This is a genomic window from Sphingomonas sp. S-NIH.Pt3_0716 (genome assembly GCF_003950715.1).
Taxonomy (GTDB): domain Bacteria; phylum Pseudomonadota; class Alphaproteobacteria; order Sphingomonadales; family Sphingomonadaceae; genus Sphingobium; species Sphingobium yanoikuyae_A.
On record NZ_QLJK01000006.1, the window covers coordinates 113,314 to 138,681 of the forward strand.

Consider the following 25,368-nt stretch of genomic DNA (forward strand, 5'->3'; position numbering starts at 1 on the left):
AACCAAAGATCCGTTCGCTTCGAGCGTGTCGAGAAGCGCAGAGCGCTGCGCTTGCCGTTTCTCGACTTCGCTCGAAACGAACGGGCTTAGTTGTTGGCTACAAAGGTAATCACCAGCGCGTCGCGCCAGGCAGGCTGGGCGGGATCGACGGCGTGGATTTCGGTTACGCCGTGGAAGATGCGATGATCGTCGATCAGCATCGCGTCGCCCGGCTGCGCCAGAGTGAATTCGCCCATCGGCGTGCCGTCAGCGGCGCCGATGCGGGTGACGCCCTCGCGCACATTGCGCCGCTCGACCAGCATCACGAAGACCCGGTCGACGCCGTCGCGATGCATGCCCTCGGGTGTGGGACGGCCAAGCTCGCCCGGCTTCGCCTCGATCCGGAACTGGTGCATTTCGACATGCCAGTCGCCCGATGACGCCGGATCGAAATGGCTGGCGCAGAAGGCGAGCAGCGCCTGCGTCACCGGCAGCGCGATCGTCGCATCCTCGACCGGATCAAACCAGCGCTGCACGTCGCCGTTCAGCGGATTATAGTCGCGGCTCTGATAATGAGGCTGGTGCGGCTGGCGGCTGAACTGTCCGGCGGCGCAGTGGAAGGTGGCGTGGCGGCGGCGGCGATAACGGCCGCCATCGGCCATGAAGAGATCGGGGCCAAGATCGTCCCAGCTGCGGGCAAAGGGTGCCCAGTCGGCCGCGCCGATATCCAGCTGGCGCAACAGGTCGGCGCCGGCCAGGCGGGCATAGCCATCCTGTTCCAGCGCCTGGTCGATGGTGGGCAGGCAGTCCGTATCGCTCATTTCCATCCTCATAGGCAGAGGAGGAAACGAGCGACAGGGCCAGTTGCCACAAGCAGGATTGTGATGACGCCGGCCACAAACCTCCGTTCGTTTCGAGCGTGTCGAGAAACGTCATGCTCTACGCTTCTCGACTGGGCTCGAAGCGAACGGGGCCAGGTGCTTGACGGTCAGTAGATGGTGGGCACCATGCCCCCCTCGACCTTGACCGCCGCGCCATTGGTGGCGGCGGCCAGCGGGCTGGCGAGATAGGCGGTCATCGCGCCGACCTCATCGGCTTCGATCAGCCGCTTGATCAGCGAGAGCGGGCGCAGCTTGGTGAAGAATTCGGCTTCGCGCTCGGCTTCGGACGCGTCCTTGTTCTCGACCACGGAGCGGATGAATTCGACAATGCCTTCCGAACGGGTCGGGCCGGGCAGCACCGAATTGACGGTGACGCCGGTGCCGCGCGTATGTTCGGCAAGGCCCCGCGAAATGGCGAGTTGCGCCGACTTGGTCATGCCATAATGGATCATCTCGGCCGGTGGCAGCAGACCGCTTTCGCTGGCGATGAACAGGACGCGACCCCAGTTCTTGGCCAGCATCTTCGGGAAATAATGGCGAGCGAGGCGGGCGCCGCTCACGACATTGACCTCGAACAGATGATGCCAGTCCGCATCCGTGATGTCGGTGAAGTCCTTGGCCTCATAGATGCCGAGATTATTGACGAGAATGTCGATGTCCGGGACGGCCGCGATCAGCGCGTCGGCGCCCGCTGCGGTGGCGGGATCGGCCAGCACCGGGCGGATGGTGCCGGCCTGCGAAAGCTCGGCGGCGGCAGCGTCCAGCTTGGCCTGGTTGCGGCCGGTGATGACGACCTCGACCCCTTCCTCAGCCAGGCGCTTGGCGATGGCGAAGCCGATGCCGGCGGTCGATCCGGTGACGAGGGCGGTCTTGCCCGAAAGCTGAAGATCCATGGTGCATTCCTCTGAAAAGTGACAGCGACGTTGACACCAAGATAGACTATTTATCATTGGTGATTAGATTGCACTTTCGCATTTCAGAAGTGATTTGAAATCATGGATAATCGGTTCGGGGACATCGAAACCTTTCTGATGGTGGCGGGCGAGGGCAGTCTGGCGACGGCCGCCAAGGCGCTGCGTCTGACACCATCGGCGGTCAGCCGGTCGATCGCGCGGCTGGAGCAGCGGCTGGGGGTCACCCTGCTGCGGCGGACGACGCGGGCACTGGCGCTGACGCCGGAGGGCGTCGCCTATCGCGACCGGATGGCGGTGCTGCTGGGCGACATGATGGCGCTGGAGGCGGGGCTGGGCGAGGATCGGACCGCGCCGCGCGGACTGTTGCGGATCAACGCTTCGCCCTCCTTCGGCATCGAATGCCTGATCCCGATCCTGCCCGGCTTCCGTGACCTCTATCCGGCGGTGACGGTGGACCTGACCCTGTCCGACACGATCGTCGATCTGGTCGAGGAGCGGGCCGATATCGCCATTCGCATCGGCCCGCTGCGCGACACCAGCCTGCGGGCGAAGAAGCTGGGCCATAGCGCGATGGTGCTGGTGGCGAGCCCGGCCTATCTCGCCCGGCGCGGCACGCCACAGGCGCCGGACGATCTGGACGATCATGACTGCCTGCGCTTCAGCTTCCGCCGCTCGATCGACGGCTGGCCGTTCCGCATCGGCGGAAAGCTGGTGCAGCGGCCGGTGCAGGGGAGCTTCTACGGCAATTCAGGCGAAGTGGTGCGCCAGATGGCGGTCGCCGGCGGCGGCATCGCCCGGCACGGCCATTTCCATGTCGCCAGCGACATCAGGGCGGGGCGACTGGTCGAGGTGCTGGCCGACTATAATCCCGGCGATGGCGAGGATATCCACGCGCTCTATGCGGCGGAAGATCGCACGGCGGCGCGGGTGCGTGCGTTTCTCGACTATCTGGACGGGGCGATGCCCGTGGTGGGTTGAAGGGGCGCCCGCCGATGCCGGCGCCCCTTCGTCCGGTCAGAAGGCGACGACCATCGACCCGCTGATCGCGCGGGGCGAGCCGAGATAGGCGGTGGTGGCGGTGCTGGTGAGGCCGGTGCCCGAATAGCCGATATAGACCTTGTCGAACAGGTTGGTGACGTTGAGCTGGAAGAAGGTCTTCTTGAGGCCCCATTGCTCCAGCGAGAAGCGGGCGTCGAGATCGACCAGCGTGTAACCGGGCAGCTTCACCGTGTTGATGTCGTTGACATAACGTTCGCCGGTTCGCTTGATCTGGAGGCCGAGGTCGACCGGGCCGAGCGTGCCCTGGATGCGGCTGCCCAGCGTATAGACCGGCGCGCCGGCCTCGCGCTTGCCGGCGGTTGCGGCATAGGTGCTGGCGCCGGTCTGGACATCGTCCTTGATCTCCGACTTGAGGTAGGAGCCGAAGACGTAGAGCATCAAATCCTTGACCGGGCGCACCGCGACGCTGCCGTCGACGCCATATTTGTCGACGCGGCCGAGGTTGCGGGTCACGCTGCAATCGCAATCGGCGTCATAGGCGGTTGCCAGGCGATTGTTGTAGCGGGTGTACCAGCCCGACAGCTGCGCCTGGACGATGCCCGACTGATAGCGCACGCCAAGGTCGAACGCGTCGGAGGTTTCCGGCTTGGGATTGCCCGAACTGGAGCCTTCGTCGAAATAGAGCGCGCCATAGAGGGCGTCGGTGCCGGGCACGGACAGGTTCTTGGCATAGCTGGTGAAGACGCTGGCCTTGCTGGTGAACTTGTAGGTGACGCCCAGGTTGGGCAGCAGCTTGTCATAGTCGAATTTGCGCGACTGCGGCGCGGCATAGGCGCTGTTGGCGGCAAGCTGGGCATCGATGCCGGCCTGGGTCGCCGGGCAGTTGACGTTGCCCGATGCGTCGGTGGTGACGCAATATTGATTGAGGTCGCGGCTAAAGAAGGGCATGCGCGCGCCCAGCAGCAGGATGACCTGATCGTCGAGATAGGAACCGCGATACTCGCCCGAAATCTGGTTCAGCGTGGCATAGGATAGCCGGTTGCGCTTCTGCACGACATTATCGTCGGCATCGAGGATCGGATTGTTGACCGGGAAGACATCGACCGGATCGCCATTGGCCTCCAGATAACCGGCCTCGCCAGTCTGGCGATGGCGTGCGCGGTCATAGGTGTAGGACAGGCGCAGGCGGTTGTCGGGGTCGATATCGTAGGACAGGTTCGCGATCACGCCATAGCGCTTGGTCACGGTCTGGCTGGGTGAGAGGACGCGGACGAAATCCTGCGTGTCGCCATCGCCATTCAGGTCCACGCCGCCGACATAATAATATTGGGTCGAGCTGCTGGTGGCGGTGTTGCGGCTGTCCTTGAGATAATAGCCGCCCGTATCGCCGTCGGCGCTGGCGCCTTCATAGGCATAGGATGTGCCGCCGCCATTGGCCTTGGTATATTGGAAGCTGGGATCGACCGTCAGCGTGAGGCCGCTGGCCAAGGTGAAGCGCGAGTTGAGCCGGACATTGCCGGTGTTGGACGGGTTGTAGCGCCGCTCGAACGCCGAACCGCAGCTATTGGCATAGTCCGTGACGCCGGTCTGCGGCGTGTCCACGGTGCAGGCCGCGGTGTCGTAGAAGCGGCCGTCGGTCGTGCCGGGGAAGGTCGCGGTGGTATAGGTCGAACCGTTGAAGGTGTTGCGGTTCTGGTTGTAATGGCCCGCCAGCGCGATGAAGTCGCCATTGCTGCCGATCGGCTGGTAGATCTTGCCATTATATTGCTGCTTATCGACGCCGCCATAATTGGTGTAGGTCGATTTGTTGGTCGCGCGCGAGGCGGAGAACCAGGCCTTGGTGCCGAAGGGCGTGAAGACGCCGGTCTGGAACATGCCGAAGATGCGGTGATAGGCCCGATCATCGTCATTGCCGCGGGCGACGATATTGCCATAGCTGGCGCTGATCATCGCGCCCATCTCGTCTGATGGCATCAGCGAGCGGATGTTGATCGTGCCGCCGGCGGCCGAGGCGGTCGGGCTGTCGACGTCTGTGGAGCCCAGGCTGACGGTCGCCGCCTCGATGATTTCCGGGTCGAGTTGCTGGTTGGTGTAGAGCGCGTAATTGCCCGAGTCATTGAGCGGAATGCCGTCGATCGTCTGCGACACGCGGTCGGAACTGAAGCCCCGCACGGTGAAGCTGCCGCCCAGCGATCCCCAGGGATCCTGGTTGGAGAAGCTGACGCCGGGCACCAGGTTCAGCGTTTCGTTGATCGCCTGGCCGGGGCGCTGGCGGGCGATGATCTCCTGGTCGAGCGTGACCTTGGCCTTGGGCGTTTCGGGGATCTTGACGCCGCCGACGCTCTGGTCGCCCTGCGCACCGGTGACGATGATGCTGTCCTCGAAATCCTGCGAGCCGGTCGATTGCGCGAGCGCGATCGTCGGCGCAGCCGCCACGACCAGCGCGGCGCTGCACATCAATAGCTGTTTCATTGACCCGAAATCCCTTTTTACCATGTGCGACAAGGGTGCCGATTATCTGTTCTGGCACCGAGCTGTCCGTGACAGTCCCGCCCTGCAACTGGGATTTCGCTATGACAATTTTGTTAAAAGTGACACGACATATAAGTGAATTATATTTCAATATGCTGCATGATCTTCATTGTTGAAGATGAGTATTGAAATGTAAAAGTAACGTAGAATTTTATTTCGTATTTTCTTGCCATTATTAATTCGTGTCAGCCGATCCAGTAGGGTACGATCTGGCGATTGTCGGGGTCGACATGGATCGGACGGTCGGCGGGCGGGAAGGCGCGCTGGTCGCAGCTCTGGCGCGAACAGAGGCGGCAGGTGATGCCGATCGGCGTCGCGGCGCCTTCCTCCTGAAGATGCAGGCCGTCGGCATAGACGAAATTGGCCGCATGGGCGACTTCGCAGCCCAGCACCACGGCAAAGCGGCGCGGGGTGCGCTTGTAGCTGCCGGACGGCTTCACCAGTCCCTTGGCCATCGAGACATAGCGCACGCCGTCGGGGGTCTCGCCAAGCTGCACATTGATGCGGTCGGGCACGGCCACGGCCTCATGCACGTTCCACAGCGGGCAGGCGCCGCCGAAGCGCGCGAATTGCAGCCGGGTAGCGCTGTGGCGCTTGGTGATGTTGCCGGCCATGTCGACGCGGCAGAAGAAGAAGGGGATACCGCGCAGGCCCGGCCGCTGCAGCGTAGACAGGCGGTGGCAGGCCTGTTCGAAGCTGACGCCGAAGGTACGAGCCAGCCGGTCGATATCATGGCGCATCGTCCGCGCCGCCTCGCGGAAGGGGGCGTAGGGCATCAGCAGCGCGCCGGCGGCATAATTGCCAAGGCCGATGGCGAGCAGCCGGTCGGCGCCGGTGACCGGCAGGCCGGCCTTGCGCACCACATCGGCGATCACTGCCTGTCCCTCCAGCATCATCAACTGGTGCGCCAGCATGAACTTGCGGCTTTCGGTCGGCAGGGCGGCGTTGATGAATAATTGCCGGTCGGCGGCGCGATAGGCGCGCAGCGCGCTATCGGGCGTCTCTGCGATCAGCGTCTCGATGCCGTGGCGGCGGGCGAGCGCCTCGACCAGCATCCCTTCGTCCAGCACCTGGCCCTGGGCAAAGCTTTCGGCCATCTCCTCGGCCAGGCAGTCGAGGCTATGGACATAATTGCCTGCCTCATGAAACCAGTCGCGCGCCGCTTCCCAGGGCAGGCGGGCCTGCACCTCATGATCGTTGGCGATCGCCTCCTCGATCATGTTGATCCGCTCATTGGCGCGCATATGGGCGTTGTAGAGATCGACATAGCGGGCCGCGAACTCGGGAAATTGCAAGTGCAGCTTCTCGATCCGTTCCGGTTCCAGCGCGGGGCCGGGCAGTTCGGGATGGGACAGCGCAAAGGCGAAGGCGCCCAGCAATTGCTCGTCCTCGCGGCTGTCGAAACTGGCCCAGTCTGTGGGAAAGGCGTTGGCGAGCGCGGCCTTGACCTTGGCGGTCAGCGGGCGATCGTCATTTTCCATTTGGCTGAGATAGGATACGGATATGCCCAGTGCCTGCGCCATCGTCGCCTGGTCCATGCGATGGTCCAGGCGCAGCTGGCGCAGGCGTGGACCTGCGAATATACGATTGCCGCGTGCCATAATCCTTACCCTAATTTGCGAAGTCGCGATTTGCAAATTGGCAAATTTACATTTGCGAACCTTGTGTGCGGCTGGGTAGGGGAAGGGCAAGGCGGCGTCGGCCAAGCTATTGACGCCACGAATTTGGAGAGAAGCCTTTCATGTCGAAGCTCGCCATCATCGAACAGCTGGAAGCCAAGCGCGAGGGCGCTCGCATGGGCGGCGGCCAGCGCCGCATCGACGCGCAGCATGGGAAGGGCAAGCTGACCGCGCGGGAGCGGATCGAAGTGCTGCTGGACGAAGACAGCTTTGAAGAGCTGGACATGTATGTCGAACATAATTGCATCGATTTCGGCATGGACGAGCAGCATATTCCGGGCGACGGCGTGGTCACCGGATCGGGCACGATCAACGGCCGCCTCGTCTATGTCTTCAGCCAGGATTTCACCGTCTATGGCGGTGCGGTGTCGGAACGGCACGCGATGAAGATCTGCAAGATCATGGACATCGCGATGAAGGTCGGCGCGCCGGTGATCGGCCTCAACGACAGCGGCGGCGCGCGCATCCAGGAGGGGGTCGCCTCGCTCGCCGGCTATGCCGAGATTTTCCAGCGCAATGTGCTGGCGTCGGGCGTGGTGCCGCAGATCAGCGTCATCATGGGGCCGTGCGCGGGCGGCGCGGTCTATTCCCCGGCGATGACCGACTTCATCTTCATGGTGAAGGACAGCAGCTTCATGTTCGTGACCGGGCCTGACGTGGTCAAGACGGTCACCAACGAGGTGGTGACGCAGGAAGAGCTGGGCGGCGCGATCACCCACACGACCAAGTCGGGCGTGGCGGACGTGGCGTTCGAGAACGACATCGAGGCGCTGCTGGCGGTGCGCGATTTCGTTGACTTCCTGCCGGCGTCCAACAAGGAACCGGTGCCCGAGCGCCCGAGCGCGGACCCGTGGGACCGGCTGGAGGACAGCCTCGACACGCTGATCCCGGCCAATGCCAACCAGCCCTATGACATGCACGAACTGATCCGCAAGGTGGTGGACGAGGGCGACTTCTTCGAGGTGCAGCCGGCCCATGCGGGCAATATCCTGTGCGGCTTTGGCCGGATCGAGGGCAAGACGGTGGGCATCATCGCCAATCAGCCGATGGTGCTGGCCGGCGTGCTCGACATCAATTCGTCCAAGAAGGCCGGCCGCTTCGTGCGCTTCTGCGATGCGTTCGAGATCCCGATCGTCACCTTCGTCGACGTGCCGGGCTTCCTGCCGGGCACCGCGCAGGAGCATAGCGGCATCATCAAGCATGGCGCGAAACTGCTGTTCGCCTATGCCGAGGCGACCGTGCCGAAGATCACCGTCATCACCCGCAAGGCCTATGGCGGCGCCTATGACGTGATGAGCTCCAAGCATCTGCGCGGCGACCTCAACTATGCCTGGCCGACCGCCGAGATCGCGGTGATGGGTGCCAAGGGCGCGGTCGAGATCATCTTCCGCGGCAAGACGCCCGAAGAGATTGCCGAGAAGACCAAGGAATATGAAGACCGCTTCGCCAACCCCTTCGTGGCGGCGAGCAAGGGCTTCATCGACGAGGTGATCCAGCCCCACTCGACCCGCAAGCGGATCGCGCTGGGCCTGCGCAAGCTCAAGAACAAGGCGCTGGAGAACCCCTGGAAGAAGCACGACAATATTCCGCTCTAAATAACGACGTCATCCCCGCGAAGGCGGGGATCCATCCCCCGACATCGCTTCTTGGGGATGGGTTGGGAGATGGGTTCCCGCTTTCGCGGGAATGACGACATTGGGAATGATGTGATGAAACTCGGCCGCTTGAACCATATCGGCATCGCGACGCCTTCGCTGGAGGCGAGCCTGGCCTATTATCGCGACATCATGGGCGCGACGATCACGCATGAGCCGTTCGACCTGCCGGCGCAGGGGGTAAAGGTGTGCTTCGTCGACACACCGGGTGAAGGCGGCACGGCGGGGACGCAGATCGAACTGATCGAGCCGCTGGGCGAGAATAGCCCGATCCACGGCTTCATCGCCAAGAACCCGGCCGGCGGGCAGCATCATATGTGCTATGAAGTGCCTGACATCATGGCGGCCAAGGCCTGGTTCGAGGGGCTGGGCAAGAAGGTGCTAGGCGAGCCGCGCATCGGCGCCCATGGCACGCCGATTTTCTTCGTCCACCCCAAGGATATGAACGGGGTGCTGACCGAGATCATGGAGACGCCGAAGGACGGTGCGCATTGATATCACCCCTCCCGCTTGCGGGAGGGGCAGCGAGACTTGGCGGCTTTGCCGCCTAGTCGCAGCGGGGTGGGCACGGGACAGCCCACTCCAACTTCGGCTAGCCAGGCAAGCTGGCAAGCCTGCGTATCCTCTCCCGCCTGCGGGAGAGGAATAAGGTAGGGATTAGGATGACCGAGAAGCCGACATTGGACCAGTGGGCTGCCGCTGCCGCCAAGGAAGTGAAGGGCAAGGATCTGAACTGGGATACCCCGGAGGGTATCGTGGTAAAGCCGCTCTACACGGCCGAGGACGTGACCGTCGATCCGGGCCTGCCGGGCTTCGCCCCCTTCACCCGTGGCGTGCGCGCGTCCATGTATGCGGGTCGGCCCTGGACCATCCGCCAATATGCGGGCTTCTCGACCGCCGAGGAATCCAATGCCTTCTATCGCCGCAACCTGGCCGCCGGGCAGAAGGGGCTCAGCGTCGCTTTCGACCTCGCCACCCATCGCGGCTATGACAGCGACCATCCCCGCGTCGTCGGCGATGTCGGCAAGGCCGGCGTCGCGATCGACACGATCGAGGATATGAAGATCCTGTTCGACGGCATTCCGCTCGACAAGATGAGCGTGTCGATGACCATGAACGGCGCGGTCATCCCGATCCTGGCCTTCTTCATCGTCGCGGGCGAGGAGCAGGGGGTCGAGCGCAAATTGCTCGACGGGACCATCCAGAACGACATCCTCAAGGAGTTCATGGTCCGCAACACCTATATCTACCCGCCCGAACCCTCGATGCGGATCATCAGCGATATTTTCGGCTATACGTCGCGCGAGATGCCCAAGTTCAACAGCATCTCCATTTCCGGCTATCATATGCAGGAAGCCGGCGCGACGCAGGTGCAGGAATTGGCCTTCACCATCGCCGACGGCGCGGAATATGTGCGCTATGGCGTGGCGAGCGGCCTCGACATCGACAAGTTCGCCGGGCGCCTCAGCTTTTTCTTCGCCATCGGCATGAACTTCTTCATGGAGATCGCCAAGCTGCGCGCCGCCCGCGTGCTGTGGCATCGCGTCATGACCAAGCTGGGCGCGCAGGATGAACGCTCGAAGATGCTGCGCACCCATTGCCAGACGTCGGGCGTCAGCCTCACCGAGCAAGACCCCTATAACAACGTCATGCGCACCACGATCGAGGCGATGGCGGCGATGCTGGGCGGCACCCAGTCGCTCCACACCAACGCGCTGGACGAGGCGATCGCGCTGCCGACCGATTTTTCCGCCCGCATCGCGCGCAACACGCAGATCGTGATCCAGGAAGAGACCGGCATGTGCAATGTGGTCGATCCGCTGGGCGGCAGCTATTATATCGAGGCGCTGACCCAGCAACTGGTCGACGCCGCGCAGGAGATTATCGACCGCGTGGAAGCCGAAGGCGGCATGGCGAAGGCCGTGGGTGCGGGCTGGCCCAAGGCGATGATCGAGACTGCGGCGGCCGCCCGTCAGGCCCGCGTCGATCGGGGCGAGGATGTCATCGTTGGCGTCAACAAATATCGCCTTGCCAACGAAGACCTGCTCGAAACGCTGGAAGTCGACAACACCAAGGTCCGCGAGGCGCAGATCGCCCGCATCAACCGGGTGAAGGCGGAGCGCGACGAGGATGCCTGTCAGGCTGCGCTGCAATCGCTCCGCGAGGCCGCCGCCGCGCCGCAGTCGATCGAGACCAATCTTCTCGCCCATGCCGTCGAGTGCGCGCGCGCGCGCGCCACGCTGGGCGAAATCTCGGCCGCCATGGAAGACAGCTTCAACCGCTATGGCACCCAGCCGACGCCGGTGAAGGGCGTCTATGGCGCGCCGTACAAGGATGACAGCCGCTGGAAACAGGTTCTCGACGGGGTGCAGGCCGTCGAACGGCGCCTCGGCCGCAAGCCCAAACTCCTCGTCGCCAAGATGGGGCAGGACGGGCACGACCGGGGCGCCAACATCATCGCGTCGGCCTTTGGCGACATGGGCTTCGATGTCGTATCCGGCCCGTTGTTCCAGACGCCAGAGGAGACGGTGGTGCTGGCACTCGACAGCGGCGTCGATGTGGTCGGCGCCTCGTCGCTCGCCGCCGGGCACAAGACACTGATCCCGGAACTCATCAACCGGCTGCGCGACCACGGCCGTAGCGACATCAAGGTGATCGCGGGCGGGGTCATCCCGCCGCAGGATTATGACTATCTTCGTGACGCAGGGGTTCAGGGCATTTATGGGCCGGGTTCCAATGTCGTGGAGTGCGCCGCCGATGTGCTGCGCCTGCTCGGCCACAACATGCCCCCGGCGGGGCTAGAGGAAGCTGCGTAAATGAATACCCCCTGCACCCTGACCGCCCGCAACGACTGGACGCGCGAGGAAATCGCCGCGCTGTTCGACCTGCCCTTTGGCGACTTGATGTTCGAAGCGCAGTCGATCCACCGCGCGAACTTCCCCCGCAACGAGGTGCAGCTGTCGACCCTGTTGTCGATCAAGACCGGCGGCTGCCCGGAGGATTGCGGCTACTGCAACCAGTCGGCCTCGGCGGAAAGCGGGCTGAAGGCCGAGAAGCTGATGAGCGTGCAGGCGGTGATGCAGGCAGCGGCGCAGGCGAAGGACGCAGGGTCTTCGCGCTTCTGCATGGGCGCGGCCTGGCGCAACCCCAAGGATCGCGACATGCCCGCGATTGTCGAGATGGTGAAGGGCGTGCGCCAGATGGGCATGGAAACCTGCATGACGTTGGGCATGCTGAGCGAAAGCCAGGCGGACATGCTCGCGGAGGCGGGCCTCGATTATTACAACCATAATATCGACACCTCGCCCGAACATTATGAGAAGGTCATCACCACCCGGACCTTCGACGATCGTCTGGTGACGCTGGAGAATGTCCGTAATTCGGGCATCAACGTCTGCAGCGGCGGCATCGTCGGCATGGGCGAAACGCGCGAGGACCGCGTCGGCTTTCTCCATGCGCTCGCCGTGCTGCCGGTCCATCCGCAGAGCGTGCCGATCAACGCGCTGGTCCCGGTCAAGGGCACGGTGCTGGGCAATATGCTGGCCGACACGCCGCTGGCGAAGATCGACGAGATCGAGTTCGTCCGCACGGTGGCTGTTGCGCGGATCGTGATGCCGGAGAGCATGGTGCGCCTGTCCGCGGGCCGCGAGAGCATGTCGGATAGCTGCCAGGCGCTCTGCTTCATGGCCGGCGCGAACAGCATCTTCACCGGTGACAAGCTGCTGACCACTGCCAACGCCGGCGACAATGCCGACGCGGCGCTGTTCGCCAAGCTCGGCGTCGTGCCGATGCAGGCCGAAGTGAAGGTCGAGCTGGAGGCGGCTGAGTGACGCTGCTCCTCCCCACACGTCATGCTGAACTTGTTTCAGCATCCATTATGCCTTCGGGCGTGGTGGTGCGTGGGGAGGAATGGACCCTGAAACAAGTTCAGGGTGACGGTCAGGTTTTTGGGTTGGCAGAGTGAGCGCCGGCAAGCTCTACCTGTTGATCTGGTTGACGATCCAGTGGCTGGCCATGGGGCCACTGGGCGCTGCCCTTTCCTATTTTTTGTTCTTCTCGGATGCGCACGTACTGCCCGGTGACAACTTTGCTTTGAGCATTGCTATCTTCGGGTTGTCCACCGTCGGTTACATCATCGCGTTGCGCATCCTCCTATCTGGGCGAGGAAATTCCTGAATGATAAAGAAAATCCTGATCGCGAACCGTGGCGAAATTGCGTGCCGTGTCATGCGCACGGCCAAGAAGATGGGCATCAAGACCGTCGCGGTCTATTCCGATGCCGACGCCCGCGCGCCGCATGTGCTGATGGCCGATGAAGCCGTGCATATCGGCCCGCCGCCCGCCGCCCAGTCCTATCTGCTGGCCGACAAGATCATCGAAGCGTGCAAGGCGACCGGCGCCGACGCCGTCCATCCCGGCTATGGCTTCCTCTCCGAGCGCGAGAGCTTCCGCAAGGCGCTGGACGCCGAGGGCATCATCTTCGTCGGCCCGCCCGCCAATGCCATCGCGGCGATGGGCGACAAGATCGAATCCAAGAAGCTGGCGATGGAAGCGGGCGTCAATGTCGTGCCCGGTTTCGTCGGCGTGATCGACGACACCGAACATGCGGTGAAGATCTCCAACGAGATCGGCTATCCGGTGATGATGAAGGCATCGGCCGGCGGCGGCGGCAAGGGTATGCGCCTCGCCTATAGCGAACAGGATGTCCGCGAAGGCTTTGAAGCGACCAAGCGCGAAGGCCTCAACAGCTTCGGCGACGACCGCGTCTTCATCGAGAAGTTCATCGAAAGCCCGCGCCATATCGAAATTCAGATACTGGGCGACCAGCATGGCAATATCGTGTATCTCAACGAACGCGAATGCTCGATCCAGCGCCGCCACCAGAAGGTGGTCGAGGAAGCGCCATCCCCCTTCGTGTCCCCGGAAATGCGCAAGAAGATGGGCGAGCAGTGCGTCGCGCTCGCCCGCGCGGTCGGCTATTTCAGCGCCGGCACGGTCGAACTGATCGTCAGCGGTGAGGACAAGACCGGCGACGGCTTCTACTTCCTCGAAATGAACACCCGCTTGCAGGTGGAACATCCCGTCACCGAGGAAATCACCGGCGTCGACCTGGTCGAACAGATGATCCGCGTCGCCAATGGCGAGAAGCTGTCCTTCGGTCAGGCGGATGTGAAGATCAACGGCTGGTCGATCGAGAACCGCGTCTATGCCGAAGATCCCTATCGCGGCTTCCTGCCCTCCACCGGCCGCCTGATCCGCTATAATCCGCCCGAAACCGGCACGGATGAGAGCGGCGCGCTGATCCGCGTGGATGATGGCGTGCAGGAAGGCGGCGAGGTGTCGATCTTCTACGACCCGATGATCGCCAAGCTGATCACCTGGGCGCCGACCCGTCTGGAGGCGATCGACAAGCAGATCGAGGCGCTCGACAAGTTCGAGATCGAAGGGCCGGGCCATAATATCGACTTCGTGTCCGCGCTGATGCAGCATGAGCGCTTCCGCTCGGGCAATATCACCACCGGCTTCATCGCCGAGGAATATCCTGAAGGCTTCACCGGCGCGCCCGCGTCGGCGGAATTGCTCCAGCGCCTGTCCGCGATCGGTGCCTTCGCCGCGATGGCGCAGGCCGACCGCGCCCGCCGCATCGACGGGCAACTTGGCCGTCGCCTGTCGCCGCCGACTGGCTGGCAGGTGAAGATCGGGGATGCGATCCATGACGTCGTGATCGACGGCGACGAAGTGACGGTCGATGGCGAGAGCATCGACATGGCGCTGGAATATACGCCGGGCGATCGCCTGATCGAGGCGGAATTTGGCGAAGAGCAGTTGGCGGTGCGGATCGCGCCGATGCGGTCGGGCTTCGTGCTGACCGCCCATGGCGCCAGCCACAAGCTGCGCATCCTGCCCGCCCACGCCGCGCCCTATGCCGCACACATGATCGAGAAGATCCCGCCGGATCTGTCGCGTTTCCTTATCTGCCCGATGCCCGGCCTGCTGGTCGCACTTAACGTCAAGCAGGGCGACAAGGTCGAGATCGGCCAGCCGCTCGCCGTGATCGAGGCGATGAAGATGGAAAATATCCTGCGCGCCGGCAAGGCGGGCACGGTCAAGAGCGTGTCGGCGGCACAGGGCGAAAGCCTGCCGGTCGACGCGGTGATCCTGGAACTGGAATAAGCATTCCTCCCCGGAACGGGGAGGGGGACCACGAAGTGGTGGAGGGGGGGATGCTTCTGGACGCGGCCTCGCATTTGGGGCACGCCCCCTCCGTCGGCTTCGCCGCCACCTCCCCGCAGGCGGGGAGGAGATGGAGTTCCTGCATGCATCTGACCCACGACCCCAGCGCCCCCGCGGCCGACCCGATCGGCTTCGACGATTTCCTGAAGGTGGACATCCGCGTCGGCACGATCGTCTCGGCCGAGCCCTATCCCGAGGCGCGCAAGCCCGCCTACAAGCTGCTGATCGATTTCGGCCCGACGATCGGTCACAAGAAGTCCAGCGCCCAGATTACGGAGAACCACGCACTGGAAGACCTGCCCGGTCGTCAGGTCGCCGCCGTGGTCAATTTCCCGCCGCGCCAGATCGGCAAGTTCATGTCGGAAGTGCTGACCCTGGGCTTCGCCGACGCGGCCGGCGCCGTCATGCTGTTCGCACCCGACAAGCCCGTCCCGAACGGTTCGCGGCTGTTCTGAACCTGTCCTACATGGGCGGCGCCATGCTATCCCGTCCGCATGACGGCTATGTGCGCGTTATTGGAAGTTTCCTTTCCCGTTGGCGCATGAAGATGTCAAAATATACGGGAAATATGCGAAGTTAAGGGGGCGGGATGACGCGGGCGGTCGGGGGCGACTATGTGATGGATGCGAAGCGGGACCGGTTGGTCATCACCGCTTCGGCACTCGGCACGGTGTTCGAATGGTATGATTTCTACATCTATGGCGTGCTGGCGCCGATCATCGGCCGTACCTTCTTTCCGACCGACAATCCGACCGTGGAACTGCTCTATTCGCTCGCCGGCTTCGCGATCGGCTTCGGCTTCCGACCGCTCGGTGCGATGCTGTTTGGCTATCTGGGCGATCGGCTGGGGCGCAAATATACGTTCCTTGCCACCATCGTCCTGATGGGGCTGGCGACGGCGGGCGTGGGGCTCACCCCGTCGGCCGCCAGCATCGGCGTCGCCGCGCCGGTCATCCTGATCCTGCTCCGCATCGCGCAGGGGCTGGCGCTGGGCGGCGAATATGGCGGCGCGGCCATCTATGTCGCTGAACATGCCCCGGCCGGAAAGCGCGGCTTCTATACCAGCTTCATCCAGGCCGGGGTGATTGGCGGCTTCATCCTGTCGCTGATCGTCGTGGTCGGCACGCAATGGATCGTCGGCATGGAGGTCTGGGATGCCTGGGGCTGGCGCATTCCCTTCATCTTCTCGCTGGCGCTGCTCGCCATCTCGCTGTGGATGCGGCTGATGCTGCGCGAAAGCCCGGTCTTCACGGCGATGAAGAAGGCCGGGCAACAGGCGAAGAACCCGCTGAAGGAAGCCTTCACCGCGCCGGGCAACAGGAAGCGGATGCTGGTGGCGATGATCGGCATCGCCGCGGGCTTCACCGTGATCGCCTATACGGTGATGTTCCAGGCGCTCTATTTCCTGCAGAGCGGCCTGCATGTCGCGCCGGGCATCGCCCAGTTGCTGGTCGGCGGCAGCGCCTTTGCCGGCATGGCGAGCTTCATCTTCTTCGGCTGGCTGTCGGACCGGGTCGGGCGCAAGAAGCCGATCGTCATCGGCTATGCGCTGGTGCTGCTGCTGGTCATGCCGCTCTACCAGTATATGGGCGCGACCGCGAACCCGGCGCTGACGCAGGCGGCAGCACGGGCGCCGGTGGTGGTGAGCGGCCCCGATTGCCGTTTCGATCCCTTTGCCAAGATACAGCCGACCGCCTGCGGCAAGCTGCTCGATCATTTTTCCAAGCGCGGCATCCCCTATGACAAGCGCAGCGGCGTCGCCCCCGCGGTCAGCATCGGCGGCGTGGCCGTGGTGGACCTCAGCAGGGAGGGGATCGATGCCGCGCTGACGGCGCAGGGCTATGATTTCGGTGTCGTCCGCCCCGACTGGCCGCGTGCGCTGATGCTGTTCGCCGCGCTGCTGCTGCTCTGGACCCTGTCGGGTGCGACCTATGGCCCGGTCGCGGCGCTTCTGTCGGAATATTTCCCGGCCCGCATCCGCTACAGTTCGCTCTCCATCCCCTATCATATCGGCACCGGCTATTTCGGCGGTTTCCTGCCGCTGGTCAGCCAATATATCGTCGCGCGGACCGGCGATCCCTATGCCGGCCTATGGTACACGATCGTCGTGGTGGCGCTGGCGCTGGTCACCTGCCTCGTCGCCTTGCCGGAAACGAAAGGACGCCCCCTCGACGCCTGAGCCCCGGCGCGCTATCGGCTGCGGGCAATGACTGGCTATATCGCTCCGCTCCGCCTGCGCCTTGATGGCGATGCGCTGCTTTCCAACTGGCGCTGGCTGGCGCGGCAGGGCGGCGCCCCGGCCTGTGGCGCGGCGATCAAGGCCGATGGCTATGGCCTGGGTTCGGCCGGCGTCATGCAGCGGCTGAAAAGCGCGGGCTGCCGCGATTTCTTCGTCTCCAACTGGGGCGAAGCGGCGGCGCTCGAAGCGCAGATGGACGATGTGAACTTCGCCGTCCTGCACGGCGTGCGCGACGAGGATATGGCGCAGGCGCTGACCTCGCGGGCGCGGCCGGTGCTCTGTACGCCCGGACAGGTGGCGCGCTGGAAGGCGGCGGGCGGTGGCGCCTGCGACCTGATGATCGATACCGGCATGAATCGGCTGGGCCTCGACTGGCGCGCCGACCTTGGCGAACTGGTCGATGGGCTGGAGATTGTCACGCTGCTAAGCCATCTCGCGTCTGCGGACGAGGACAGCGATCTCAACCCGACGCAACTGGCCCGCTTCCGGGATGTCCGGGCCGCAGTGCCGGCGCTGCGCTACAGCCTCGCCAACAGTGCAGGCATCTGCATGGGCGCGGACTATGGCTTCGACCTGACCCGGCCGGGTATCGCCCTTTATGGCGGCGTGCCGCATCCCGATGCGGCGCCGCATCTCCGCTCGGTGGTCCAGCCACAGGCCCAGATATTGCAGCGTCGCGCGGTCATCGCCGGCGACACGATCGGCTATAACGCCACCCATCGGGCCGAGCGCGATCTGGAGATCGCGATCCTCAACATCGGCTATGCCGACGGCTATCTGCGCGGCTTTTCGGGGCGGGGCGCGGCGCTGGTCGATGGCATCCGGCTGCCGGTGCTGGGCCGGGTGTCGATGGATCTGCTGGCCGTCGACGTCGGCGCGCGCCCGGATGTCGCGGAGGGCGACTGGCTGACGATCGACTATGATCTGCCGCAGGCAGCCCAGGCGTCGGGACTGTCGCAATATGAGCTGCTAACGGGCCTGGGCAAACGGTTCGACCGCATCTGGGCCTGAGAGTCTGTTTTAGAAAAACCGGTTCCGGCCCGCTCCCCCGCCCAACCGCCCGATCCAGTGTCATCCTGTCGGGTGGTTGGGCGGGGGAGCGGGCTAGTATGGGCTCTAACAGCAAAAAGGGCGCCGATCGCAAGACCGGCGCCCCTTCACTATCTAATGGATGGCGCTCAGCGCTCGATGCACATCGACACGCCCATGCCGCCGCCGACGCACAGGGTGGCAAGACCCTTCTTCGCGTCGCGCTTCGCCATTTCATACAGCAGCGTGGTCAGCACGCGCGCGCCCGACGCGCCGACCGGATGGCCGATCGCGATCGCGCCGCCATTGACATTGACCTTGGCCGGATCCCAACCCAGTTCCTGACCGACGGCCAGCGCCTGCGCCGCGAAGGCTTCGTTTGCTTCGATGAGGTCGAGGTCGGCGACCGACCAGCCTGCCTTTTCCAGCGCCTTGCGGCTGGCCGGGGCCGGGCCGATGCCCATGATCGACGGATCGACGCCGCAGGTGGCGAAGCTGGCGATGCGGCCCAGGATGGTGGCGCCGCGCTTGGCGGCTTCATCGGCGCTCATCACCACCAGTGCGGCGGCACCGTCATTAATGCCGCTGGCATTGCCGGCGGTCACGGTGCCGTCCTTCTTGAAGGCCGGGCGCAGGCCCTGCAGCGCTTCGATCGTGGCACCGGCGCGGATATATTCGTCCTGGTCGACGATGGTGTCGCCCTTGCGGCCCTTGATGGTCACGGGCAGGATTTCATCGGCGAAGCGGCCCGACGCGCGCGCGGCTTCCGCCTTATTCTGGCTGGCGACGGCGAACTCGTCCTGCGCCTCGCGGCTGATCTGATATTTCTCGGCCAGGTTCTCGGCGGTAATGCCCATATGATAGCCCTGGAACGCGTCGGTCAGGCCGTCATGGATCATCGTGTCGACAAAGCTGACCGGACCCATCTTGGTGCCGCCGCGCAGCATCTGGGCATGGGGGGCGAGCGACATGCTTTCCTGGCCGCCCGCGACCATGATGCGGGCGTCGCCCGCCTTGATCGCCTGTGCCGCGAGCGCGACGGCGCGCAGGCCCGATCCGCACAGCTGGTTGAGGCCGATGGCGGTGCGCTCGACCGGGATGCCGGCGTTGACGGCCGCCTGACGGGCAGGGTTCTGGCCCTGGCCGGCGGTGAGGATCTGGCCCAGGATCACTTCGTCCACTTCTTCGGGCGCGACGGCGGCCTGTGCCAGCGCGGCGAGGATGGCCTGGCGGCCCAGTTCATGTGCCGGAGTCGTGCCGAAGGCGCCCATGAAACTGCCCACGGCGGTACGCTTGGCGGCGGTAATGACGATGTCTGACAAAGGCTCGATCCTCACTTGTGGTAATGTTGTTTTCGCAGGCGCACATAACATCATCCGCCATGGCGGGAAAGCCAAAGGGACAGCGGATGCCACAGCATGTCGGGTGCCCGCTGGCTCAATATCATGCCGACATGGCCAAGGTTCAATATCCGGCTTTCCGTAAGGGACGGGGCGGCCGTTGCGGGCACGATTCGATCGGTTGCGGAAGCGATCGACAAGCTGGGGCAGGGGAGCGAGGCCGGGTCTATGACGGTCCCGTCGATGTGCCATTCGTTTTGCCCGCTCGCATTCGCCGCATAGAGCATCTCGAACAATTGCTGCCCGGCGGCATAGGTGAGCGGTGCGCCCTCATTGGCCCAGTCCTCGACCGCGAGGAAGGCGCGTTCCTCGTCGGAGCCGGCTGCCATGTCGGCGAAGGCCGCATATTTCTGCACGGTGCGCTGTGGGTCGAGTGCCCAGAAGCCCGATTGCAGCGCCTCCATCGGCACATAGCCGAGCCGGTCGCACACCGGCTTTGCGCCGCGCCACAGGGCGGCGATCTCGGCAAGGTCGGCGGGCGGGAAGCCGGCAAAGTTCCAGGGCGAGGCGATGGTCGCCAGCGCCGCGACCCGGTGCAATGCTGCGGCTGCAATGGCGATCGTGCCGCCCAGGCAATAGCCGACCAGGATCGGTGGGCGCCGCAATGCAGCGAGCATCGGTATGAGCCGGTCGGTGACATGCTTGTCCAAGCCGAGGCTGCGGTTGGCGGCCGTCGGCGCGCCCCAATCGACCAGATAGGCATCATGGCCCGCTGCGGCCATATGGCGCAGCATGGAGCGGCTTTCCGACAGGTCCAGCACCTGTGGCGGGTTGATCAGGGAGGGGATGAAGACGACCGGCGCCCGATCGTTTTCCGGTGCCAAATCAGCTTGATACCGCAGCAGCCGGGCACTGCCCGCCGTTGCGGCGATGGGGCATGGTGGTGGTGGCGACGGACGCTGCGCCTCCTGATAGCGACGCAGGCCGATGAAGGCGCGGCGACGCAAATCAGGATCATGCTCCGTTTCGCGCCATAAAATGTTGAGAAAAAGGGGTAAAGGACGCGGGCCATGTTGCGGCGCGGCATCGCCCTGTGCTAATGCGGGATGAGCAGGTGAGGGAGAGACAGGCATGGCCAAATCGAAGGCTGCTAATGAATCCGAACCGGTGGTTATCAAGAAGTACGCTAACAGGCGGCTCTATAACACCGAAACTTCAAGTTATATCACGCTGGACCTTTTGTCGCAGATGACCCGCGAGGGGCGCGAGTTCGTCGTCGTCGACGCGAAGACCGGCGAGGACATCACCCATAATGTCCTGACCCAGATCATCATGGAAGAAGAACAGCGCGGCAAGAACATGCTGCCGGTCAACTTCCTGCGCCAGCTGATCGCCATGTATGGCGATTCCATGCAGTCGATGGTGCCGCAATATCTCGAAGCGTCGATGGACGCCTTCCGCAAGAACCAGCAGCAGTTCCAGGAAGCCATGAAGGGCGCCTTTGGTGGCGGCCCGCTGGCCGAGATCGCCAAGCGCAACATGCAGATGTTCGAGGCCGCGGCGAGCGCGTTCGGCAATGGGGTTCCGGGCATGCCGGGCGCCACGCCCAGCCCGACCCCAGCCGCGACCGAAGAAAGCAAGGATGACGAGATCGCCGTCCTGAAGGCGCAACTGGCTGCGCTCAATGCGAAGATCGACAAGCTGAGCTGATCCACCATGGCCAAGGCGGATAGACTGGAGCGCCTGGATGTCCGCCGGGCGGAGCTGGAAGAGGAATATCGCGCGGCGCTGATTGCGGCGCTGCGCGTGACCGCTGGCGGGCGCTGGGGCCTGTTCGACCATCAACAGGATCGCAGCGCCCGCGCGAAGACCGCGCCGGTGCTCGCGCAGTTGGACGAACTGGCGCAAGAGATTGATGCGATGCGCGACACGCTGGGGCTGGAACCGTTCGATCTCCATCCCGCCTTTCTGGCGGCGCGGGGCAAGCCGGCGGCTGATGCGGTGGGCGAACCCAAGCAGGCCAAGGCCTGGCTGGAGCGACTGGGCGCCGACGCCAACTGAACGCCGTCCGGCGCGATGCTTGGGGGTCGACAGGGATGGCGGGTCTGGCCTATGGCGCGCCATCCACTTTTAGACAGGCGACAGACCCCGTGAAACACGCCCTTAACGTTACCCGCGAACAGGATTTCGCTGCCTGGTATCAGGCCGTCATCACCGAAGCCGACATGGCCGAGGAAAGCGGCGTGCGCGGCTGCATGGTGATCCGTCCCTGGGGCTATGGCATCTGGGAACGGATCCAGACCCTGCTTGATGCGCGCATCAAGCAGACCGGCCATGAAAATTGCTATTTCCCGCTGTTCATCCCGCTTTCCTATTTCGAGAAGGAAGCCGAGCATGTCGACGGCTTCGCCAAGGAAATGGCGGTCGTCACCCATCATCGCCTGATCCAGAAGGACGGCAAGATGGTGCCCGATCCCGAAGCGAAGTTGGAAGAGCCGCTGGTCGTGCGCCCGACGTCGGAAACCGTGATCGGGGCCGCCTTCAGCCGCTGGGTTCAGAGCTGGCGCGACCTGCCGGTGCTGATCAACCAGTGGGCGAACGTCGTCCGCTGGGAAATGCGCACCCGCATGTTCCTGCGCACCAGCGAATTCCTGTGGCAGGAAGGGCATACTGCGCACTCGACCGTCGATGAAGCGATGGAAGAGACGATGAAGATGCTCGAAGTCTATCGCAGCTTCGCCGAAGAATGTGTCGGCCTGCCGGTGGTCGCGGGCGAGAAGCCGGAGAATGAGCGTTTCCCCGGCGCCGTCGCGACCTATTCGATCGAGGCGATGATGCAGGACGGCAAGGCGCTGCAGGCCGGCACCTCGCATTTCCTGGGCACGACCTTCAGCCAGGCGCAGAATATCAAGTTCCAGAATGCCGAAGGGCAGCAGGAACTGGCCCAGACCACCAGTTGGGGTATGTCGACCCGCATGATCGGCGGCCTGATCATGGTGCATGGCGATGATGACGGCCTGCGCGTGCCGCCGCGCGTCGCGCCCTATCAGGTCGTGGTCGTGCCGATGCTGCGCGATACCGAGGAAGACGCCGCGATCGTCGATTATTGCACCGACCTGGTGAACCAGCTGAACGGTCTGGACGTATTCCGCGAGCCGGTCCGCGCGCTGCTCGACAAGCGTCCGTCCAAGGCCGCGACCAAGCGCTGGGGCTGGGTCAAGAAGGGCGCGCCGATCGTGATCGAAGTGGGCGGCCGCGACGTTGCCGGCGGCAATGTCTCGGTCATCCGCCGCGATCGCCTCTATCGCGAGGATGGCAAGCTCGACAGCCAGATTATGCTGAAAGCCGCGTTTGTCGCAAATGTGACCAACTTGCTCGGACACATTCAGGCGTCGCTGTTTGCCGATGCCAAGGCGCGTCTGGATGGCAATATCGACAGGTCGATCACCGATCTCGACGCACTCAAGGCCTATTTCAAGGCCAGCAAGAACCCCGGCTGGGCGCTGGTCCAGTGGGCCAAGCCGACCGGCGAGGCACTGGAGAAGGTTGTGCAGTGGCTCAAGGGCGAGAAGCTCACCCTGCGCAACGTGCCGACCGATGCCGAAGCAGCGGACGGCGCCTGCATCTTCACCGGCGGCACGGCGGTGGAGCGGGTGCTGGTGGGCCGCAGCTACTAAAATGATGGTTTCGAGCGTAGTCGGGAAAAGCTTCTCGACTACGCTCGAAGCGAACGGCCTGGGTTGTTATTGCGCGACCCCCAGTTGCTCCAGCGCGAAGGCGCTATATTCGGCCTGGTCGCGATAGCGGCGGAAGCGGCCGGATTTGCCGCCATGGCCGGCCTCCATGTTGATGCGGAAGACCAGCGGGTTGCTGTCGGTCTTGGTCGCGCGCAGCTTGGCCACCCATTTGGTCGGCTCATAATATTGGACCTGGCTGTCCCATAGGCCGGTGCCGACGAACAGGCTGGGATAGGCCTTCGCCTCGACATGGTCGTAGGGCGAATAGGCGAGCATCACATCATACCATGACTGCTGCTCGGGATTGCCCCATTCGTCATATTCGCCGGTGGTGAGCGGAATGGTCGGATCGAGCATGGTCGTCACGACATCGACGAACGGCACCTGCGCGATGATGACCTTGTAATCCTGTGGCGCCATGTTCGCGACCGCGCCCATCAGCAGGCCGCCGGCGCTGCCGCCCATCGCAGCAACGCGGCCCTTCTTCGCATAACCCTGATCCACCAGCGCGCGCGTCACGTCGATGAAGTCGGTGAAGCTGTTCATCTTGTTCTTGAGGTGGCCGTCATCATACCATTGGCGGCCCATTTCCTGGCCGCCGCGAATATGGGCGATGGCATAGACGACGCCGCGATCGAGCAGGCTGGGGAGCAGGGGCGAGAAGGCCGGATCGGTCGAATAGCCATAGCTGCCATAGGCATATTGGTAGAGCGGGGCCGAGCCATTCTTCTGGAAGCCCTTGGCGTAGATGAGCGAGACCGGCACCTTCGTGCCGTCGCGCGCGGTCGCCCAGACCCGTTCGGTCACATATTTGGCGGGATCATAGCCCTTTACCTCTTGGACCTTCAGTATCTTGCGTTCGCCGGTATCGACATTCACCTCATAGGTGGTTTCGGGCGTGCGCAGGCTGTCATAGGTGTAGCGGACCCAGGGCGTGCCGCTTTCGGCGTTGACGTCGAGCGCCATGGCATAGGCGGGCTCGTCGGCATTGACGAAGCTGCTCTTGCCGCCCTTGGTCAGCAGGCGCAGGCGCTTATTGCCTTCGGAGCGTTCCTCGATCGCGAGGAAGCCATCGAAGGGCTGGAAATTCTCGATGAAGACGCTGGCGCTGGTCGGCACGATGTCCGTCCAGGCGGCGCGGCCCTTGGCGGCATCGGCGTCCGATATGGTCATCAGCCGGTAATTGGGCGCCTGCCAGTTGGTGCGGATCGTCCATTGTCCGCCGACATTGTCGCTGCTGTAGAGAAAATCGCGTTCGCGCGGGGCGAGCGGCGTGAATCTTGCCGGATTGGCGGACGGGGCGCAGCGCTCCTCATTGCTGACGGTCGATTGCAGGACGATGCAGATGAACTTGTCCGACGTCGTCTTCTTGAGGCCCATGTAGAAGGTGTCGTCCTTCTCCTCATAGACCAGTCGATCGGCGCTGACGGGCGTGCCCAGTATATGCGCCTTCACTCGCTTGCCGAGCAGAGTGGTCGGATCCTTCTCGACATAGAAGATCGTCTTGCTGTCATTGGCCCAGGCGAAATCGGGTTCGGCATTGGGGATTTCATCGGCAAGCAGCTTGCCATCCGCGATCGTTTTGACCCGGATCACATATTGGCGGCGGCCGACCAGATCCTCGGCATAGGCGAGCAGCCTGTCGTCGGGGCTGACTTCCTTGCCGCCGACCGCGAAATAGCCCTTGCCCGCGCCCATCTTGGGTTCGTCGAGCAATATCTGCTCGGGCGCGTCCATGTTGCCCTTGCGCCGGGCGACGATCGGATAGTCGCCGCCGGTCTCGAAGCGGCTGTAATAATAATAGCCCTTCTTGCGATAGGGGACGCTGCTGTCGTCCTGCTTTATGCGGCCGGTGATCTCGGCGTAGAGCTTGTCCTGCAACGGCTTAGTCGGCGCCAGCAGTGTGTCGGCATAGGCATTTTCGGCCGCCAGATAGGCGAGCATCTCGGGGTTCTTGCGGCTGTCGTCGCGCAGCCAATAATAGGGATCCTGCCGCGTCGCGCCGAAGGGCGCCTTCACCTCATGCGGCTTCTTTGCCGCGACCGGTGGTTTGGGGGCGGTCTGCGCCTCGGCAGTTGTGGACAGTGCAGCAATGCTGAGGCTCGCCATGAGCCAGGCCGAAGTGCGGATCATATTCCCTCCCTGCGAAT

At 63.8% G+C, this 25,368-nt stretch carries 21 protein-coding genes; 14 read left to right on the forward strand and 7 right to left on the reverse strand.

Annotated elements, in window-relative coordinates:
- Positions 1-86 precede the first annotated feature (86 nt).
- Both BRX37_RS06540 and BRX37_RS06545 read right to left on the reverse strand, forming a co-directional pair.
- Positions 87-800, reverse strand: a complete 714-nt coding sequence (locus BRX37_RS06540) for a 2OG-Fe dioxygenase family protein (protein ID WP_125985983.1) — start codon at positions 798-800, stop codon at positions 87-89.
- Between the two features lie 167 nt (positions 801-967).
- Complete coding sequence (locus BRX37_RS06545; protein ID WP_125985984.1) at positions 968-1,753, reverse strand: SDR family NAD(P)-dependent oxidoreductase; 786 nt, start codon at positions 1,751-1,753, stop codon at positions 968-970.
- A gap of 102 nt (positions 1,754-1,855) precedes the next feature.
- On the opposite strand from BRX37_RS06545, the gene BRX37_RS06550 reads away from it, so the two are divergent.
- Positions 1,856-2,752, forward strand: a complete 897-nt coding sequence (locus tag BRX37_RS06550; protein WP_125985985.1) for a LysR family transcriptional regulator — start codon at positions 1,856-1,858, stop codon at positions 2,750-2,752.
- A 36-nt stretch (positions 2,753-2,788) separates the two neighbouring features.
- Here BRX37_RS06550 and BRX37_RS06555 read toward each other — a convergent pair whose 3' ends face one another.
- Together BRX37_RS06555 and BRX37_RS06560 are read right to left on the reverse strand one after the other, a co-directional pair.
- A complete protein-coding gene (locus BRX37_RS06555) occupies positions 2,789-5,245 on the reverse strand; it encodes a TonB-dependent receptor domain-containing protein (protein WP_318276619.1) in 2,457 nt (818 codons plus the stop codon).
- Positions 5,246-5,490: 245 nt separating this feature from the next.
- Entirely contained in the window at positions 5,491-6,906 is a 1,416-nt protein-coding gene (locus BRX37_RS06560) for a helix-turn-helix domain-containing protein (RefSeq protein ID WP_010338815.1), read from the reverse strand.
- Between the two features lie 140 nt (positions 6,907-7,046).
- On the opposite strand from BRX37_RS06560, the gene BRX37_RS06565 reads away from it, so the two are divergent.
- The 10 genes from BRX37_RS06565 to alr all read left to right on the forward strand — a co-directional run bounded on the left by BRX37_RS06565 (position 7,047) and on the right by alr (position 18,123).
- The gene (locus tag BRX37_RS06565) at positions 7,047-8,579 is read left to right on the forward strand and encodes an acyl-CoA carboxylase subunit beta (RefSeq protein WP_010338814.1); all 1,533 of its coding nucleotides are present in this window, start codon (positions 7,047-7,049) and stop codon (positions 8,577-8,579) included.
- 114 nt (positions 8,580-8,693) lie between these two features.
- Complete coding sequence (gene mce, locus BRX37_RS06570; RefSeq protein ID WP_125985986.1) at positions 8,694-9,134, forward strand: methylmalonyl-CoA epimerase; 441 nt, start codon at positions 8,694-8,696, stop codon at positions 9,132-9,134.
- A gap of 167 nt (positions 9,135-9,301) precedes the next feature.
- Positions 9,302-11,455, forward strand: coding sequence for a methylmalonyl-CoA mutase (gene scpA / locus BRX37_RS06575; RefSeq protein WP_125985987.1), 2,154 nt, complete (start codon positions 9,302-9,304; stop codon positions 11,453-11,455).
- Positions 11,456-12,469 (forward strand): biotin synthase BioB, encoded by a 1,014-nt coding sequence (gene bioB / locus BRX37_RS06580; protein ID WP_125985988.1) that lies wholly within the window; start codon positions 11,456-11,458, stop codon positions 12,467-12,469.
- Positions 12,466-12,603 carry a hypothetical protein gene (locus tag BRX37_RS26670; RefSeq protein WP_159366225.1) on the forward strand — a complete coding sequence of 46 codons (138 nt, stop codon included), beginning with the start codon at positions 12,466-12,468 and terminating at the stop codon, positions 12,601-12,603. The genes bioB and BRX37_RS26670 overlap by 4 nt, the downstream gene beginning before the upstream one ends.
- Entirely contained in the window at positions 12,600-12,815 is a 216-nt protein-coding gene (locus BRX37_RS06585; protein WP_125985989.1) for a hypothetical protein, read from the forward strand. The genes BRX37_RS26670 and BRX37_RS06585 overlap by 4 nt, the downstream gene beginning before the upstream one ends.
- On the forward strand, positions 12,816-14,813 hold the full coding sequence (locus BRX37_RS06590; protein ID WP_125985990.1) for an acetyl-CoA carboxylase biotin carboxylase subunit: 1,998 nt from the start codon (positions 12,816-12,818) through the stop codon (positions 14,811-14,813).
- 143 nt (positions 14,814-14,956) lie between these two features.
- Positions 14,957-15,328: a tRNA-binding protein gene (locus tag BRX37_RS06595; protein ID WP_125985991.1), complete on the forward strand. Its 372-nt coding sequence runs from the start codon at positions 14,957-14,959 to the stop codon at positions 15,326-15,328.
- Between the two features lie 134 nt (positions 15,329-15,462).
- On the forward strand, positions 15,463-17,052 hold the full coding sequence (locus tag BRX37_RS06600) for an MFS transporter (protein WP_125985992.1): 1,590 nt from the start codon (positions 15,463-15,465) through the stop codon (positions 17,050-17,052).
- A gap of 27 nt (positions 17,053-17,079) precedes the next feature.
- Positions 17,080-18,123, forward strand: a complete 1,044-nt coding sequence (gene alr, locus BRX37_RS06605; protein ID WP_125985993.1) for an alanine racemase — start codon at positions 17,080-17,082, stop codon at positions 18,121-18,123.
- 167 nt (positions 18,124-18,290) lie between these two features.
- On the opposite strand, the gene BRX37_RS06610 is transcribed toward alr, so the two are convergent.
- Together BRX37_RS06610 and BRX37_RS06615 are read right to left on the reverse strand one after the other, a co-directional pair.
- Positions 18,291-19,463 carry an acetyl-CoA C-acetyltransferase gene (locus tag BRX37_RS06610; protein ID WP_004207221.1) on the reverse strand — a complete coding sequence of 391 codons (1,173 nt, stop codon included), beginning with the start codon at positions 19,461-19,463 and terminating at the stop codon, positions 18,291-18,293.
- 50 nt (positions 19,464-19,513) lie between these two features.
- On the reverse strand, positions 19,514-20,488 hold the full coding sequence (locus BRX37_RS06615; RefSeq protein WP_125985994.1) for an alpha/beta fold hydrolase: 975 nt from the start codon (positions 20,486-20,488) through the stop codon (positions 19,514-19,516).
- 124 nt (positions 20,489-20,612) lie between these two features.
- Here BRX37_RS06615 and phaR point away from each other — a divergent pair, with 124 nt between their 5' ends.
- The 3 genes from phaR to proS all read left to right on the forward strand — a co-directional run bounded on the left by phaR (position 20,613) and on the right by proS (position 23,158).
- Positions 20,613-21,191: a polyhydroxyalkanoate synthesis repressor PhaR gene (phaR, locus tag BRX37_RS06620; RefSeq protein ID WP_017502180.1), complete on the forward strand. Its 579-nt coding sequence runs from the start codon at positions 20,613-20,615 to the stop codon at positions 21,189-21,191.
- Between the two features lie 6 nt (positions 21,192-21,197).
- Positions 21,198-21,542, forward strand: coding sequence for a hypothetical protein (locus tag BRX37_RS06625; RefSeq protein ID WP_125985995.1), 345 nt, complete (start codon positions 21,198-21,200; stop codon positions 21,540-21,542).
- 89 nt (positions 21,543-21,631) lie between these two features.
- Positions 21,632-23,158, forward strand: a complete 1,527-nt coding sequence (gene proS / locus BRX37_RS06630; RefSeq protein ID WP_125985996.1) for a proline--tRNA ligase — start codon at positions 21,632-21,634, stop codon at positions 23,156-23,158.
- Between the two features lie 66 nt (positions 23,159-23,224).
- On the opposite strand, the gene BRX37_RS06635 is transcribed toward proS, so the two are convergent.
- Positions 23,225-25,351 carry a S9 family peptidase gene (locus tag BRX37_RS06635; RefSeq protein ID WP_125985997.1) on the reverse strand — a complete coding sequence of 709 codons (2,127 nt, stop codon included), beginning with the start codon at positions 25,349-25,351 and terminating at the stop codon, positions 23,225-23,227.
- Positions 25,352-25,368: the final 17 nt, after the last annotated feature.